General features: G+C 78.5%; 12 protein-coding genes. 8 read left to right on the top strand and 4 right to left on the bottom strand.

All coding sequences use genetic code 11. The features are described 5' to 3' along the window. Positions 1 to 50: 50 nt before the first annotated feature. Entirely contained in the window at positions 51 to 1,064 is a 1,014-nt protein-coding gene (locus ACUN9U_RS09135; RefSeq protein ID WP_445484639.1) for an acetylxylan esterase, read from the bottom strand. A 102-nt stretch (positions 1,065 to 1,166) separates the two neighbouring features. On the opposite strand from ACUN9U_RS09135, the gene ACUN9U_RS09130 reads away from it, so the two are divergent. The 3 genes from ACUN9U_RS09130 to ACUN9U_RS09120 all read left to right on the top strand — a co-directional run bounded on the left by ACUN9U_RS09130 (position 1,167) and on the right by ACUN9U_RS09120 (position 6,734). Then, positions 1,167 to 1,922 (top strand): DsbA family oxidoreductase, encoded by a 756-nt coding sequence (locus ACUN9U_RS09130; protein WP_445484638.1) that lies wholly within the window; start codon positions 1,167 to 1,169, stop codon positions 1,920 to 1,922. Between the two features lie 72 nt (positions 1,923 to 1,994). Then, the gene (locus ACUN9U_RS09125) at positions 1,995 to 5,684 is read left to right on the top strand and encodes a TM0106 family RecB-like putative nuclease (protein ID WP_445484637.1); all 3,690 of its coding nucleotides are present in this window, start codon (positions 1,995 to 1,997) and stop codon (positions 5,682 to 5,684) included. Between the two features lie 150 nt (positions 5,685 to 5,834). Further along, positions 5,835 to 6,734: a hypothetical protein gene (locus ACUN9U_RS09120; protein ID WP_445484636.1), complete on the top strand. Its 900-nt coding sequence runs from the start codon at positions 5,835 to 5,837 to the stop codon at positions 6,732 to 6,734. On the opposite strand, the gene ACUN9U_RS09115 is transcribed toward ACUN9U_RS09120, so the two are convergent. Beyond that, positions 6,720 to 7,895 (bottom strand): MGDG synthase family glycosyltransferase, encoded by a 1,176-nt coding sequence (locus ACUN9U_RS09115; RefSeq protein ID WP_445484635.1) that lies wholly within the window; start codon positions 7,893 to 7,895, stop codon positions 6,720 to 6,722. The genes ACUN9U_RS09120 and ACUN9U_RS09115 overlap by 15 nt on opposite strands. Before the next feature lie 174 nt (positions 7,896 to 8,069). Between ACUN9U_RS09115 and ACUN9U_RS09110 the strand changes: the two genes are divergently transcribed. Continuing rightward, positions 8,070 to 9,092, top strand: a complete 1,023-nt coding sequence (locus ACUN9U_RS09110) for a hypothetical protein (RefSeq protein ID WP_445484634.1) — start codon at positions 8,070 to 8,072, stop codon at positions 9,090 to 9,092. Positions 9,093 to 9,154: 62 nt separating this feature from the next. Next, positions 9,155 to 10,171, top strand: coding sequence for a nuclease-related domain-containing protein (locus tag ACUN9U_RS09105; RefSeq protein WP_445484633.1), 1,017 nt, complete (start codon positions 9,155 to 9,157; stop codon positions 10,169 to 10,171). Between the two features lie 8 nt (positions 10,172 to 10,179). On the opposite strand, the gene ACUN9U_RS09100 is transcribed toward ACUN9U_RS09105, so the two are convergent. After that, positions 10,180 to 11,649, bottom strand: coding sequence for an FAD-binding oxidoreductase (locus ACUN9U_RS09100; RefSeq protein WP_445484632.1), 1,470 nt, complete (start codon positions 11,647 to 11,649; stop codon positions 10,180 to 10,182). 78 nt (positions 11,650 to 11,727) lie between these two features. Then, entirely contained in the window at positions 11,728 to 12,768 is a 1,041-nt protein-coding gene (locus ACUN9U_RS09095; protein WP_445484631.1) for a nucleoside hydrolase, read from the bottom strand. Positions 12,769 to 13,088: 320 nt separating this feature from the next. Between ACUN9U_RS09095 and ACUN9U_RS09090 the strand changes: the two genes are divergently transcribed. From ACUN9U_RS09090 to sufU, 3 genes are read left to right on the top strand one after another with little or no spacing between them, the layout of a single operon-like run. Continuing rightward, positions 13,089 to 14,267 (top strand): polysaccharide deacetylase family protein, encoded by a 1,179-nt coding sequence (locus ACUN9U_RS09090; RefSeq protein ID WP_445484630.1) that lies wholly within the window; start codon positions 13,089 to 13,091, stop codon positions 14,265 to 14,267. Positions 14,268 to 14,302: 35 nt separating this feature from the next. After that, positions 14,303 to 15,646 carry an aminotransferase class V-fold PLP-dependent enzyme gene (locus ACUN9U_RS09085; RefSeq protein WP_445484629.1) on the top strand — a complete coding sequence of 448 codons (1,344 nt, stop codon included), beginning with the start codon at positions 14,303 to 14,305 and terminating at the stop codon, positions 15,644 to 15,646. Position 15,647: 1 nt separating this feature from the next. Then, positions 15,648 to 16,112, top strand: a complete 465-nt coding sequence (gene sufU / locus ACUN9U_RS09080) for a Fe-S cluster assembly sulfur transfer protein SufU (RefSeq protein WP_445484628.1) — start codon at positions 15,648 to 15,650, stop codon at positions 16,110 to 16,112. Positions 16,113 to 16,130: the final 18 nt, after the last annotated feature.

Genomic DNA, 16,130 nt, shown 5'->3' with positions numbered 1-16,130 from the left:
GCGTGACGACGCTGTCACCGCCATGGGGCCGGTCCTCCGAGCCGGCCGGCTCAGCCGAGGTGGCGGGCGATGAACTCCACGGCGGCCACCTCGTCGACCGAGCCCCCGCCCTCGTGACCGTTGTAGGGCCACACCTCGATCTCCTTGTGCACGCCGGGGTCGCCGCCGCCCCACTCGGCGTGCACGGCGAAGGGCCCCGACGGCGGCACGATCGGGTCCATGAGCGCTGCGGTGAAGCGCGCCGGCGCCCGCCCGCGGCGGGCGAAGCCCACGCCGTCGATGTGGTCCAGCGTGCGGTGCACGGCCTCGACGTCGTGGCGGTGCACCGCGAGGTAGCGCACCAGCTCGTGGAAGGGGTCGGCGTCGGTGATGGTCATCGAGCGGCGGATGTCGGCCAGGAACGGCACGTGCGCCACCACGGCGGCGACGTCGGGCACCAGGGCCCCGGCGGCGATGGCGGCCGCGCCACCCTGGCTGCCGCCGAAGACGGCCACCCGGGAGGCGTCGACGACGGCGAGGGTGCGCGCGGCGTCGACGGCGCGGGCGGCGTCGGTGAACAGGCGGCGGTAGTAGGAGGTCTCCGGGGAGGTGATCCCGCGCGTCATGACGCCCGGGAACTGCGCGGAGTGGCTGGCCGGGTCGTCGGTGCCGGCGTCGGGGGTGACGCCGCGGCTCCACGTCGAGCCCTGCCCGCGGGTGTCCATGTGCAGGTGGGCGAAGCCGCAGCTGGCGAACAGCAGGTCGTCGGCGGGCTCGCCGCGGCCGCCGCCGTAGCCGACGAACTGCACCACCGTCGGCAGCCCGCGCCCGCTGCGCCCGGCGGCCTCGACGGCGCCGGCGGGCACGCGCAGCCACGCCCTGACCGGCTGCCCCGCGAAGCCGGGGAAGGTCACGTCGTAGACGTCCACGGACCTCAGCGGGGTCGGCTCGGGGACCAGGCGCACCTCGCCCCCGGCCGCGCGGGCCTGCGCGAGCGTGGAGTCCCAGAAGTCAGCGAGCCCCTCGGGGTCGCGGTGGGCGCTGCGGTGGGAGCGGAGCTGCTCCAGCGGCATGTCGGTGAGCACGGGCGCCATCGTGGCCCGGGGCACCCGCTGATCGCCCGGCGGGTGGGCGCCCGGGCGGGTGGGCGCCGGAACAGCCACCGCCGCCGCGCTGTTGCCGCCGGCGTGAAGGTGGAGATCTGGTCCGACGTCGTCTGCCCCTGGTGCTACGTGGGCAAGCGCCGCTTCGAGCAGGCGCTGTCGCGCTTCGCGCACGCCGACGGCGTGGAGGTGGTCTGGCGCGCCTTCGAGCTCGACCCGCACAGCTCCTCCCACCCCGGGGGCACCGAGGTCGGCCCCGACGACTACGCCCAGCGCCTGTCCGCCAAGTACGGCTCGGGCCTCGAGCGCGGCCGCGAGATGGTCGCCTCCATGACGGCCACGGCCGCCACCGAGGGCCTCGACCTGCGCTTCGACAGGGCGGTGAAGGCCAACACCGTCGACGCCCACCAGGTCGTCCACCTCGCCCTCGAGCGCGGCGGCCCCGCGCTGCAGGACGCGGTCAAGGAGCGGCTGCTGCGCGCGTACTTCACCGAGGGCGAGGCGGTCGGTGACCGCGCGGTGCTGCAGCGCCTGGCCGTCGAGGCCGGTCTGGACGGCGACGACGTCGCCGCCGTGCTCGCCGAGGGCCGCTTCGTCGAGGCGGTGCGCGCCGACGAGGCCGAGGCCTCCGCGCTGGGCATCACCGGCGTGCCGTTCTTCGTCATCGACAGGAAGTACGGGGTCTCGGGCGCGCAGTCGCCGGAGGTGCTGCTCGGCGCGCTGGAGCGCGCCTGGTCCGAGCGCGCCCCGCAGCTGGTGATGACCGGTGGCCCGTCGGCCACCGCGGACGGCGGGGGCGCCGACGGCGAGGCCTGCGGCCCCGACGGCTGCGCCCTCTGACCTCCCCCCGCTCGGCGGGTCCGGCCGCGGGTCCGGCCACGGGCTGTCGGGGCCGTCGCGCAGACTGCCCGGATGCGGCGGACGGCTGACGGCTGGTGGCACTCACCGCGCGACCTCATGGCGGCGCTGGAGTGCGACCACCGGCTGCGCCTGGACCACGCCGCGCACCGCGGCCTGGTGCAGCGCCCGCCGGTCCCCCTCGACGGCTCCCTGGAGCTGGTCGCCCAGCACGGGGTGGAGCACGAGCGCGCGGCGCTGGCGGCGCTCAAGGCCCTCGTGGCCCCGCGCGGCGGGCGCGTCGTGGAGGTCACGGCCCCGGGCGGCGCTGACGACGACCTCGCCGACCCGGCGTCGAGCAGCGCCGCGGACCTGACGCGCGCGGCCCTGGCGGCGCAGGTCGACGTCGTCCACCAGGCGGCGCTCGTCGTCCCCGCTCCCGACGGCGACCCGCGCGGCGGGGGCTTCCTGGGCTACGCCGACTTCCTCGTCAGCATCGACCTGGTCACCGGGGAGCCCGTCCTCGACGAGGCCACCGGGCGGCGCTGCTACGAGCCGGTCGACGCCAAGCTGGCGCGCACCGCCCGCCCCACCGCGCTGCTGCAGGCCGCCGCCTACGCCGACGCGCTCATCGCCCTGGGCCACCCGGCGCCGCAGCGGGTGCACCTGTGGCTGGGCGGCGGCGCGGGCGCGCCGGGCGGCCGGGTGGTCTCCGAGCGCGCCGCCGACCTGCTGCCGCTGGTCGCCGAGTACCGCGAGCGCGTCCTGGAGCAGCTGGACAGCACCGGGAGCACGGGTGCGGAGCCCCCGCCGGCGCCGTCGCCGCTGTGGGCCGACGCCCGCCCGGCGTGCGGCACCTGCGCGTGGGCGCCGGTGTGCGTGGACGGGCGGGCGGCCGCCCGCGACCTGTCGCTGGTCGCCGGCATCCGCCGCGACCAGGTGCACCGGCTGCGCGAGCGGGGCACCGCCACGGTGGAGGACCTCGCCGTCGCCGGGGACGACCAGCGCCCACCGGGCATGGGCAGGCCCACCTTCGAGCGGCTGCGGGCGCAGGCCGCCCTGCAGGCCCGCGGCGACGCGCAGCCGCCCGGCTCCCCGCCCCTGCACGCCGTCCACGACGACGCGCCCCTGCGCCTGCTGCCCGAGCCCGACGCCGGGGACCTCTACTACGACATCGAGGGCGACCCCTTCGCCGACGCCGGGGAGGGCCTGGAGTACCTGCACGGCCTGACCAGCGCCGACGGGCGCTTCAGCGCGCACTGGGCCCACGACCGGGCGCAGGAGCGGACGGCCTTCGAGGCCGTCGTCGACACGATGACGGCCGCGGCGGCCGCCCACCCGGGCATGCACGTCTACCACTACGCCGCCTACGAGCGGACGGCGCTGCTGGCGCTGGCGGTGCGACACCAGACCCGCGAGGCCGAGGTCGACCAGCTGCTGCGCGACGGCCGCCTCGTGGACCTGTACGCCGTGGTGCGGGCGTCGGTGCGCGTCTCGGCACCCTCGTACTCGATCAAGAAGCTCGAGCCGCTGTACATGGGCGCCGACCTGCGCGGCGGTGAGGTCACCACCGCGGGGGACTCGATCGTGCAGTACGAGCACTACGCGGCCCTGACCGCCCGCGGGCTGCACGCCGACGCCGCCGTCGTCCTGGCGGCCATCCGCGAGTACAACGCCTACGACTGCGAGAGCACGCGCCGCCTGCACGCCTGGCTCCTGGGCCTGGTCGGCAGGACGACGACGGCGGCAGCGGCCCAGGCGGCCGCCGCTGCCGCTGCGCAGGAGGCGGCCGGCGGGGCCGGCCAGCTGGCGCTCGACACCGCGGGTGACGGCGAGCGCGCGGGCAGTGTCGCCGCCGACGCCGACGCCGACGCCGACGCCGCGGCCGCGCCGGGTGCCGTGGTCACCGACCTGGTGGCCCGCCTCCTCGGCGGCGTGCCCGCCCGGGCCGCCGAGCGCAGCGACCTGCAGCACGCCCGGGCGCTGCTGGCCGCCGCCCTGGGCTACTACCCCCGCGAGCACAAGCCGTTCTGGTGGGAGCACTTCGACAGGCTGCGCACCCCGCTGGACGAGCTCGCCCACGACGACGGCGTCGTGGTGCTGGAGCGCGTGGAGGCCGGTGACTGGGAGAAGCCGCCGCGGGCGCGCTCGCTCAAGCGGACCGTGGCGGCCGCGACCTCCTCGGGAGCCGGCGACGTGGCCCGCCTGGGCCGCAACCCGCACGTCGTCTACGAGGCGCCGGCCCCCGAGGGCCTGCAGCGCAGCTCCGACAGCGCCCGCGGCACCCACGCGCGCGCCTCGGACGTGCGCTGGGAGCCCGGCGAGGTGCGCTTCCTCGAGGGCACCGCGCAGGGCGCCGGTGAGGGCTGGCCCGACGTGCCGGTCGCGCTGATGCCCAGCGCCCCGCCGGGCACGGCCACCAAGGAGGCCGTGGTGGCCGACCTCGCCCGCGCCGCGCTGGCCGCGCTCGAGGGCGAGAGCGAGCCCGACGCCGCGTGGTGGCGCCTGCTGCTGCGCCGCTCCCCCGGCCTGCACCCCGCCCCCGCGCTCGCCGGTGAGGGCGCCGACACCGTGGGCGCGGTGACGACGGCGCTGCTCGGCGCCGGCCGCGACGTCGTCGCCGTGCAGGGCCCGCCCGGCACGGGCAAGACCCACGTCGGCTCCCGCGTCATCGCCGCTCTGGCCCAGCGCGGCTGGCGGGTCGGCGTGGTCGCGCAGAGCCACCAGGTGGTGGAGAACCTCCTGGAGCGGGTCGTGGCCGTGGCCGCCGAGCAGGGCCGCGACGTGCCGGTCGCCAAGACCCGCCAGGAGGGCGACGAGCGCGACACCACGCCGTGGGAGCGGCCCGGCAAGCTCGACGCGTGGCTCGCCGCCCAGGAGCGCGGCTGCGTGGTCGGCGGCACCTCGTGGACGTTCGCCCAGCCCGGGGTGCGCAGCCAGCCGCTGGACCTGCTCGTCGTCGACGAGGCCGGGCAGTTCGCGCTGGTCGACGCCCTGGTCGCCGGGTCGGCCGCCGAGCGGCTCCTGCTGCTCGGCGACCCGCAGCAGCTGCCGCAGGTCTGCCAGGGCACCCACCCCGAGCCCGTCGACGTCTCCGCGCTGCGCCACCTGCTCGGCGAGGCCTCCCTGGTGCCGCCGGAGGCCGGCTACCTGCTCGACACCACGTGGCGCATGCACGAGCGCGTCTGCGAGCCGGTCTCGCAGCTGCAGTACGAGGGGGTGCTGGCCGCCCACCCGCGCACCGCGCTGCGCCACCTGGAGGGCGTGGAGCCCGGGGTGCACCTGCAGCCGGTCGACCACCGCGACTGCACGACCTCCTCGGTGGAGGAGGCCGCGCGCGTGGTGGAGCTGGTCGAGGAGGTGCTGGGCCGCACGTGGACCGACGAGGACGGCGTCGCCCGCCCCGTCGGGCAGGACGACGTCCTCGTCGTCGCCCCCTTCAACCGTCAGGTCTCGCTGCTGCGGGCCCGCCTGGCCGCGGCGGGGCATGCCGACGTGCAGGTGGGCACGGTCGACAGGTTCCAGGGCCGCGAGGCGCCGGTGGTGGTCGTGTCGATGGCGACCTCCTCCGGGGACGACCTGCCCCGGGGGGTGGAGTTCCTGCTGTCGCGCAACCGCCTCAACGTCGCGCTGTCGCGGGCGATGTGGGCGGCGCACCTGGTCCACTCCCCCGCGCTGCGCAGCATCACCCCGACCACGGCGCAGGGGCTGGTGGCCCTGGGCGCCTTCGTCGGGGTGCTGCGCGGCGCGGCCGCCGGCCGCTGAGGCGCCTGTCGGCCGTCGGCCGCTGAGGCGCTTGGCGGCCGCTGAGGTGCCTGCCGGCGTGCACCGGTCGGGTGGTGCCCGGCGCCCGACCGGTGCACGCCACCGGTGGCGGGGTCAAGGCCGCTGGCGGTCCGCGCCGACCACCGGAGCATGCCGCTGATCAGCCTGCGTCCCGCGCCCGCGGGGGCGACCCCGCTGACGACGTCGACGACGTCGGTGCTGCGCCACCTCGACGCCGTGCTGGCCAGCGCCCTGCTGCGCGCCGCGGCGCCCGCCCTGCAGGAGGTCGCCGCCGTCGTCCTGCTCGCCGAGGGCCGTGACGGCCGCCGCGTCAGCGGCACCGCCCGCGAGGCGCTGGCCACGGGCGGCGCCGCCGTGCTCGTGGTCACCGGTGACCGCACCCGCCCGCCGTGGGTCGACGAGCTCGCCGCAGCTCCCGGCGGCGACCCCGGGCCGGCTCCGCTGGTGGCGTGGTGCTCCTCGGCGCACCTGGCCGACGTCGTCGACGCCGCGCTGGCCGGTCGGCTGCCGCAGGCGCGGGTCACCCAGCACGCCCGCGAGCTGCTCACCGAGCTGCTCGCCTACTGGGACGTCCACGGCCTGCGCTCCCTGCACGACACCGTGGTGGTCGCCGGGCGCACCGCGTGGCCGGAGTACCTGCGCACCGGCGCCGTGATCAGCGAGCCGGGCCGGGAGCTGCGCGGCGGCACCACCCACGTCGGCTTCTCCGTGGAGGGCGCGCTGACCGGGCTGGTGCCCGCGGTGCAGGCGGTCCACCCCGGGGTGCGCTTCACCGCGGCCAGCGCGCAGCGCCACCGCGAGCAGGGCCGCGAGCAGCTGGCCGACGTCATCGAGGCGTCGCTGGCCGGTCACACCCGCGCCGAGGGAGCCGCCTACGACGTCGTCCTGCTCAGCGGCCCGGACTCCCCCAGCACGGTGCGCCTCGGCAGCGGCGTGCCCGACACCGGCAGCACCGCCCGCGCGGGCTGGGCGCCGGCGCGCCGCTACGCCCACCTCGACGACCTGCGGGCGGCCTCAGCGCGCGGCTGACGCGGTCAGCCTCGAGCTGCCGGCGCGGGCCAGCACCGAGCGGGCGGCGTCGGGCCAGTCCCGCTGCAGCCGCCCGCGGGCGTGCTGCTCGCGCAGCGCTGCCGCCAGCTGGCCCGGGGTGGCCGGCCACGGCACCCCACCGCGCTCGGCGAGCACCGCGGCGTTGGCGCGCCCGTGCCCGGGGATGCTGCGGTACGTCACCGCGGGCAGGCCCGCCACCAGCGCCTCGGTGACCGCCAGGCCGCCGGCGTTGTGGACCAGCACGTCGGCCAGCTGCATGAGGTCGTGCACGTCGCGGCGCCACCCGAGCGCGACGGCGCCGGGCACCGCCGCGGCGCGGCGGCGCAGCGCGTCGTTGCGCCCGCACAGCACCAGCGGCGTGAAGCCGGCGGCCACCACGTCGCGCGCGGAGGGCACCACCGCGCCCATGCCCAGCGACCCGGTCACCAGCAGCGCGACCGGACGCCCCCGGTGCTCACCCCGGTGCAGTCCCAGGCTCGTCCTGAGGGCCACGAGCTCGGGCAGCGCGGAGCGCTCGGCGAAGCGCGCCGGCACCAGCGGGCCCGCCACCTCGAAGGGCACCCCGGCGGCCTCCAGCTCGGGGTAGGCCGCGCGCCCCTGCCCCGCCGTCGCCTCGGTGACCACGAGGTGCGCCGCGGCGCGCGGGTGCAGCCACGAGGCGTGCACGGCCGGGTCGGTGCAGTAGGTGAGGAACGGCACCGCCAGGCGTCCGGCCTCGGCCTCCTGGCCGAGCAGCTGGCTGGACAGCGGGTAGGTGGAGACGACGACGTCGGGCCGCACCTCCTCCAGCCACCCCTGCAGCGCGCCGGCGCCGAGCGCGCAGACCTCCTGCTCGACGCGCCACACCAGCCCGCGGCGCTCCATGCCGCGGAACACCGCCTCGAACAGGTGGGGCGTGCGCGCCACGGCCACCGCGTACCCGTCGCGCAGGAGCAGCTGGGCGGCGCGCGGCAGACCGTCGAGCAGGTCGCGCACCTCGGCGACGGCTCCGGCGGCGCGCAGCCGCGCTGCCAGCTCGGCGGCGGCGCCGTCGTGCCCGGCGCCCACGCTGCCCGTGAGCACCAGCACCCTGGGAGCGGGCGGTGCGGACCCCGCGGCCGGGGGCGCGGTGGGGAGCAGGCCCGTGGGCGCTGCGGTCATCGAGGGTCCTCACGTCGGGCCGGGCGGTCCTGCCCGACCCTGCCCGCCGCCGCGCGGCGCTGCGCCCCCGCGCGGGGGCACACGAGGTGAAGGTCCGGCGAACACCAGGTCCCGGCGCGGCACCGCGCGGGTGCGGCCGGGCACCGCCCGGGTGCCGGCGGGCATGCTGGTCGGGTGGTCGCGGTGGTGCTGGGGCTGGCGGCGGCGTGCGCCCTGGCCGCCGCCGCGGTGCTCCAGCACGACGCCGCCGCCACGGCCCCGGCCGACCGCGGCCCCGGCGCGGGCGTGAGGCTGCTGGGCCGGCTGCTGCGCCGGCGCCGCTGGCTGGCCGGGCAGCTGCTCGGGGCGGGCGGGGTGGCGCTGTTCGCCGTGGCGCTGCACCTGGGCCGCGTGGTGGTCGTGCAGCCGCTGCTGGCGACCCAGCTGGTGTTCTCGCTGCTGCTGGCGGGGGTGCTCGCGCGCCGCCGCCACGGGCGCTCCGGGCTCGACGGGCGGCTGTGGGGCGCGGCCGCCGCCGTCGTGGGAGGGCTGGTGCTGTTCGGCACGAGCGCCCGCCCCGCCTTGGAGCCGGCCCTCGACCCCGCCGTGGACCCCGCGCTGGGCAGCGCCCTGGGCAGCGGCGGCACCGAGCTGGCGGCCCTGCGCCTGGCCTGGTTGCTGGGAGCCGCCGCGGCGGCGCTGGGGGTGCAGCTGGCCGCGGGGCTGCTCGGGCACCGGCTGCGCCCGGGACGGCGCTGCCTGCTGCTGGCGGCCGCCGCGGCGGGCGGCTTCGGGGTCGACGCGCTGCTGCTCAAGGCCGTGGGCGCGCACCTCGCGGCGGGCCAGTGGGCCTCCTGGCCGCTGCTGGCGCTGGCGGTGCTCGCTCCGTCGTCGGTGATCACCGCCCAGCGGGCCTTCCAGGCGGGCGCGGTCACGCAGGCGCTGCCGGCGATCGCGGCGCTGGAGCCCGTGGTCGCCATCACCCTGGCCGGCCCGGCGCTCGGGGAGCACCTGGCGGGCGGCGCGCTGTGGCGCACCGGCCAGGCCGCCGGCCTGGTGGCGCTGCTGACCGGGGTCGTGGTCCTGGCCCGCCGCGGTCCGTGGGCCACCGCGCCGGGCGCGCGCACCGACCACGACGTCCACCCCGACGACGTCCACCCCGACGACGACCACCAGCAGGACGACGACGACTGCTCCGACCGGGTGACGGCGCGCTGAGGCGTCCGCCCGTCCGCTGAGGACCGCTCGAGGCGCGCGCGGTCCGCGCCGATGCCAGCGGGGTGACGGCCACCGCGGGACACCAGACCCTGCTGGCACCCGCGCCCACCGCTGCCGCCCCCACTGCGCCCACCGGCACCACAGCGGCCCGGGTTCCGTGGCGCGCCGCACCGCCCACCGCACCGCCCGCCGCGCCCCGCCGCGCCGGCGCCTCGGCGATGGCGGCCGCGCTCGCCGCCCAGCGGTCGGCCCCGCACCGCCCCGCGCTGCTGCGCGCGCTGCGCCGCGCCGCCGGCGCCGACCCCCTCGCCCCTGCCGCCGCCACCGCCTACCTCGACGCCGTCGGGCGGCGCGAGGTCGGCCGGCGCCTGCGCGCCCTGCGCCACCGCTGCGGCACCGGTGCGCCGTGGCGCGTCGTCCACGACCTCGCGCTGCCCGCCCCGCACGGCGGCCTGGGCGCCGGCTCCGGGACCGGTCCGGGTCTGGGCCTGGGTCCCGAGCAGGTCGACCACCTGCTCGTCGGCCCCGGGGGCGTCCTCGCCGTCACGACGCTGCACCTGCCCGGCGCCCGCGTGCGGGCCGGGCGCGGCGGGCTCGTCGTCGACGGCCGCCGCGAGCCGCACCTGCGCCGCGCCCAGCAGCGCGCCCGCGAGGTCGAGCGCCTGCTGCGCGAGGCCGCCGGGTCGTCCTGGTCATTCGCCCCGGGCGCGAGCACCACGGGCCGCGGTGGCGAGGTGCCGGTGCGCGCCGTCGTCGCCGTGCTCGGCGCCGAGCGCCTCGCGCTGCCGCTGCGCGCCCACGACGTCGCCGTCGTCAGGGCCCCGGTGCTCGTGCGCTGGCTGCGGCGGCAGCCTCACGTCCTGGGCGCTGACGCCGTCGCCGACCTGGCCGCGGCGGTCGAGCAGCTCGCGCGGACGACCGGTGGCCCGGCCCCCGACGGCTCCGGCACCCTCGCGGGCTTCGAGGCCCTCGAGGAGCGGGTGCGCACCGCCGACCGGCTGCGCCGCACGTGGCTGGCGGTGCTCGCCGTCGCCGGCTCCGCCGCGGTCACCACGCTCCTCGCCGCCGTCACGCCCTGACGGGCAGCTCAGGCCAGGGCCGCCCGGAAGGGGCGCGTCCCGGCCAGCACCCCGGCGGGGTCGTGGCGGTCGGCGACGGCGACCAGGCGCTCCAGCACCGCGGCGTCGTAGCCGGCGCGCACCGCCCGCGCCGTCGCGACGCCGGCGAAGTTGGGCAGCGCGGTCCCGGTCGCCCAGGGCGCCAGCTCCCGCGCCACCAGCGCGTGGTGGGCGGCGTTCGCCGCGGCCAGCGGAGGCACCTCCACGCCCACGCACAGGACGCTGAAGGCGGCGTCGCGGTGGGTCAGCGCGCTGGGCCGAGGAGCCCGGGCCGCCGCTCCCCCGAGGTGGCGGACCTCGACGACGGCCAGCGGGCACGCCGCACGGGGACCGGCGACCGCCAGCAGCGCCTCGACCGCCTCCTCGGGCAGGCCGGAGAGCAGGGCGGTGGAGTCGCTGCTCGGCACCGGGTCGACAGGGTCGCTGTGCACCGCCCCGATCGCCGCGTACGGCATGACGCCGACCCGCCCGAGCACCGGCCGGGTGAGGGCGGCCATGGGCTGCCACAGCGCGGCGGCCCGCTCGGGCGCGGCGGTGCACGCGAAGCGCACCGCCAGGGTGAGCCGGCCCGCCAGCTGCGGCGGGACGCCGGGGACGTCGGGCAGCCGCTGCAGGGCCACCGAGGTGGTCGCGCTCTCAGGCAGGGTGGGCGCCCAGCGGGCCCAGGCGCGCAGCACGGCCGGGGCGTCCTCGCCGTCCACCACCACCGCGCCGCCGAACAGCTCGGTGAGCACCGGCGCGTCCACCTCGACGGCGGTCACCACGCCCACCGCGCCCTTCCCGCCCGCGAGCGCCCAGTACAGGTCGCCGTCGGCGCCGCTGGAGACGGCCGTGACGCGGTGCTGCTCGCCGTCGCCGGTGACCACCTCGAAGGCGCGGACGTGGTCGGAGGAGAAGCCGTGGGTGCGCGCCAGCGGTCCGAGGCCGCCGCCGGTCAGGTACCCGACGACGCCGACGCCGGGCGCGGACCCGCACAGAGGGGCGAGCCCGTGCGGCGCGGCGGCCTCCAGCACGCGGTCCCAGCGCACCCCGGCGCCGGCGCGGAACCAGCCGCTGCGCTCGTCGGTGGCCGGGTGCACCGCCAGCTCGTCGAGCAGCCCGGTGTGCACGAGCAGGGTGGGGCGGGTGTCCTCGCCCTCGCCGGGCGGGAGGACCGGGGCGGCGCCGTGCCCGGTGGCCCTGACGTCGACGACGAGGCCGTGCGCCGCGGCGAAGCGGACGGCGGCGGAGACGTCGTCGGCGGTGCGCACCTGGACCACGGCGAGCGGCGTGGAGGGCACGGCGACGTTCCACGGCACGGCGAGCAGGGCGTAGTCGGGGTCGGCCGGCGTCACCACGGCGCCCGCCACGCGGGCGGCGAGCTCGTGCAGGGGGACGTCGGTGGCGGCGGGGGTGGTGGCGGCGGGGGCGGGGGTGCTGAGGTCAGCGGTGGTGGTCACGGGGCCGACCGTGGCCGGTCCCGCTTGCCGTCCGCTTGCCACCGCCTTGCAGCGGCGGGCCCGGTGCCCGGGCGGGGCTCACAGCGCGAGGAGGCGCTCCAGCAGCACGGGCCCGAAGTCGTCGTCGACCTGCAGGGCGACCCGCACGCCGCCCGGGAAGCGGTCGGGGAAGCCGTGGTACATCCCCCGCAGGTCGGCGATGGTCTGACCGCGCCCGGGCCCGTCGGTGGTGTCGACGACCACCGGCACCCGCGGCGCCAGGGCCAGCGCGACGTCGCCGGTGGCCACGCCGGCGGCGAGCGGGTCGTGCAGCACCGAGCAGGGCCGCCCGAAGCGCTGGGCGTAGAAGGCGAAGTAGTGCTCCAGCACCCGGCCCAGCAGCCGCGCGGCCGGTCCGGGTGCTGCCAGCAGCGCCTGGCGGTCCTCCTCCTCGAAGCGCTGGTGCATGGTGACGTCGAGCCCGACGAGGGTCGCCTCGAAGCCCGCCTGCAGCACCCGGGCCGCGGCCAGCGGGTCGCTGTGGATGTTGGCCTCGGCGACGGCGGTGGCGTTGCCCGGCGCCAGCGCCGCTCCGCCCATGACCGTGAGGTGGCGCACGAGGCGCGGCAGCTCGGGCTCGAGCTCCAGCGCCAGCGCGACGTCCGTGAGCGGCCCGACGGCCAGGACGTGCAGCTGCCCGGCGTGCTCGCGGGCGGCGTCGGCCAGCGCACGGGCGGCGCTGGTGCCGCTGACGCTGGTGGCCGCCCGCGGCAGCGCGACCCCGCCGGTGCCGTCGGCGCCGTGGACGTGCGGCGCCCCGCCGCTGAACGGGCGGTCCAGGGGGTCGTGGGCACCCAGGTGCACCGGCACGTCGGCGCGCCCGAGCAGCGCCAGCAGGTCGAGGGTGTTGCGGGCCCCGGTGGCCGCCGCGACGTTCCCGCTCACCGCCCCGACCCCCACGAGCTCCACCCGCGGGTCGGCGGCCAGCCACGCGATGGCGAGCGCGTCGTCGATCCCGGTGTCGCAGTCCAGGAACAGGGGTACCGCCGTACCGGGCCCCGCAACGTGGTCCGGGGCGGCGGGGTCCGAGGCGGCGAGGTCCGGGGCGGCCGGGCGTGAGGTGGCTGCGGCGTGGGGCACGCGCCCACGCTCGCACGACGGACCTGTCGCGGTCGGCGCCTCACCGGTCCCCGGCGCCTCGGAGGACCGGCCCCTTCGCAGTGACGGGACGGTCACCGCCAAGGGGCCGATCCTCCGAGCACCCGGAGACCGCTCCCGGAGGGGGCCCGCGGCGACCGCCCCCGGAGCCGCTTCCACAGCCGGCGCTGCACCGCCTGGGCGACGCCGTGTTACGGCTGTGGGTCGGCTGCGCGTCGCGCCGTCCACGTCCCCTGCGCGCTCCTACCGTCGAGCCTCGACCACCCCGGTCGCACGCCGGTCCGAGCCCCTGCGAGGTCCCTGTGGTGCCCACGTCGCTGCTGCCCCCTCGCTCCTCCGCCACGGCGCCGCTGACGTGGTCGCCCACCGCGGGCGGCACGGACCTGGAGGACCTGCGCGCCTCAGCAGCCCTCGGGGCCGCGCGCGGCGGGGTGCCGGCGCTGCTGGCGCTGCGGTGGGAGGGCGCTGCCGCGCCTGCCGCTCCCGCCGCGGTGCGCGAGGACGGCCGACGCCTCGCCGAGCGGGCCGCTCGGGCGTGGTGGTCGCTGGCCGCTGACCAGCGCGACGACGACCTGTCCTGCGTCACCTCGGTGCTCCACGCCGCCGGCCACGGCGTCCTGGCCGAAGAGCTGGCCGACGAGGTGGCCGACGAGCTGGCCAGGCAGCGGGACGGCCGGCCCGTGCCGCGGCCCCGCCGTCCCCTGCCGACCCCGCACGCCGCCGGTCCGAGCGAGTCGACGAGGACGACGAGGACGACGGGTGGGGCGGCCCCGGCGCCGATGGGCATGACCTCGCACCTGCTGGCCCTCGGCCGCGGGCACCACCTGCGGGTGGTCAGCTGGCACAACACCCCGCCGTCCCGGCGCGAGCATCTGCGCGCGGAGCTGACAGCCCTGAAGGCCCGCTACCGCCTGTGGACCCTGGCCGACCTCGAGGCCGTCACCACCACCGGCACCTGGCCCGGCCAGCACGACCGCCACGCGCAGCACGACCAGGACCCGCGACCCGGGCTCCTGCCGGTCTTCTACGAGGGCTACCGGGCCAGCGCCGAGGTGGCCGCGCCGGTGTGCGAGGAGCTGGGCATCACCGGGTGGTTCGGCGTGTGCACCGGCTTCGTCGGCTGCCGCCCCGACCAGCAGGAGCTCTTCGCCCGCGCCCACAAGGTCGTGCTGCTGCCCGAGGACCTCGCCGGTCCCAGCCCGGCGATGACGTGGGACCAGGTCGGCGCGCTGGCGCAGCGGCACGTCGTCTTCGCCCACACCGCCTCCCACGCGGGCATCGAGGAGACGCCCACCGACGCCGACCTGGAGCGCGAGGTCCACGAGCCCGCGCGGGCGCTGCGGGCGGCGACGGGCCGGGACGCCGGGGTCTTCGCGTGGCTGCACGGCTCGCCCACGGGCATGAGCGAGCGCCACGACGCCGCCCTGCGCGAGGCCGGCTACCGCCACCTCGTCAGCGCCACCGCCGTCCACCGCCTCTGACCGAGGGCCCCGCGCGGGCGACCTAGCCTGGGGGGGTGAGCGCCACCTCCGTGACCGAGCACGCCACCGCCTTCGACCCGGCAGCGGTCCGCGGCGACTTCTCCCTGCTCGGCGTCGAGGTCGGCGGCGAACCGCTGGTCTACCTCGACTCCGCCGCCACCTCCCAGCGCCCCCGCGCGGTGCTCGACGCCGAGCGCAGCTTCCTGGAGACGGTCAACTCCGCCGTCCACCGCGGCGCCCACACGCTCGCGGCGGAGGCGACCGAGCTCTTCGAGGGCGCCCGGGCCACGGTCGCCGGGTTCGTCGGCGCCGCCCCGGAGCAGCTGGTGTGGACCTCCGGCGCGACGGCCGGGCTCAACCTCGTCGCCTACTCCCTGGGCAACGCCGCGCAGGGGCGCACGGTCCCGGGCCACGAGGACGCCGTGCGGCGCTGGGTGCCGGGCCCGGGTGACGACGTCGTGGTCACCGAGGCCGAGCACCACGCCAACCTCGTCCCGTGGCTGGAGCTGGCCGCGCGCACCGGCGCCACGGTCCGCGCGATCCCCGTCCGCGACGACGGGACCCTCGACCTCGAGGCCGCGGCCGGCCTGCTGTCCGAGCGCACCCGCGTGCTGGCGCTCTCCCACGTCTCCAACGTGCTCGGCGTGGTCAACCCCGTCGAGCAGCTCGTCGCGATGGCCCGCGAGGCCACCGGCGGGCGGGCGCTGGTGGTGCTCGACGCCTGCCAGTCCGCGCCGCACCTGGCCCTGGACCTGCCCGCCCTCGGCGTCGACGTCGCCGTCTTCTCCGGCCACAAGGTGCTCGGCCCGAACGGCGTCGGGGCGCTGTACGGACGGGCGGAGGTGCTCGAGGCGCTGCCGCCGTTCCTCCTGGGCGGATCGATGATCACCACGGTGACGCTGGAGGGCGCGGACTACCTCCCCCCGCCGCAGCGCTTCGAGGCGGGCACCCAGCCCGTCTCCCAGGCGGTGGCGCTGGCCGCGGCGGTCGACTACCAGCGCGCCGTGGCCGACCGCTTCGGCGCCGGCGCGGTGCTCGAGCACGAGCGGGCCCTGGAGCGCCGCCTGCGCCACGGCCTGCGCGAGCTGCCGGGCGTCCGCCTGCTCGGTGACGCCGACGGAGCCGACGACGGGAGCGTGCAGCGGGTGGCGCTGCAGGCCTTCGAGGTCGAGGGCGTGCACGCGCACGACGTCGGCCAGCTGCTCGACGCCCGCGGCGTCGCCGTGCGGGTGGGCCACCACTGCGCCCAGCCGCTGCACCGCCGCTTCGGGACGACGGCCAGCGTGCGCGCCAGCGCCGCCCTCTACACGACCGAGGACGACGTCGACGTCTTCCTGGACGCCCTGTCCGGCGTCCGCGCCTACTTCGGGGTGGCCTGAGGTGGCCGGCCTGGACGCGCTGTACCAGGAGGTCGTCCTCGACCACGCCAAGCGCCGCGTCGGCGCCACCGACCTGGCGGCGGTGCACGACGACGAGCGCAGCGCCACCTCCCACCAGCGCAACCCCGTCTGCGGTGACGAGATCACCCTGCGCGCGTCGCTGGCCGGCTCCGGCGACGGCGAGGTGGTCGCCGACCTCGCGTGGGAGGGCCTGGGCTGCTCCATCTCCCAGGCCTCCGCCTCCATGCTCACCGAGCTGGCCCGGGGGACGACGACGGCCGAGGTCGCGCGGCTGACCGAGGGCTTCCGCGAGGCGATGCGCTCCAAGGGCCGGCTCCCCCTCGACGAGGAGGTCTACGGCGACGCCGCCGCCCTGTCCGGGGTCTCGCGGTACACCGCCCGCGTCAAGTGCGCGATGCTCGCGTGGGTGGCCCTGGAGGACGCCGTCCGCCGCGCCGGCGGCTGACCCGCTGGTCAGCGGCTA

The organism is Quadrisphaera sp. KR29 (genome assembly GCF_052644995.1).
This window is presented reverse-complemented; position numbering and strand designations above follow the sequence as displayed.

What these genes read in the sequence shown, in the direction of transcription:
- ACUN9U_RS09125 (WP_445484637.1), top strand. Translation starts at nt 1,995, where the DNA reads ATGCGGCGGACGGCTGACGGCTGGTGGCACTCACCGCGCGACCTCATG.
- ACUN9U_RS09120 (WP_445484636.1), top strand. Translation starts at nt 5,835, where the DNA reads ATGCCGCTGATCAGCCTGCGTCCCGCGCCCGCGGGGGCGACCCCGCTG.
- ACUN9U_RS09115 (WP_445484635.1), bottom strand. Translation starts at nt 7,895, where the DNA reads ATGACCGCAGCGCCCACGGGCCTGCTCCCCACCGCGCCCCCGGCCGCG.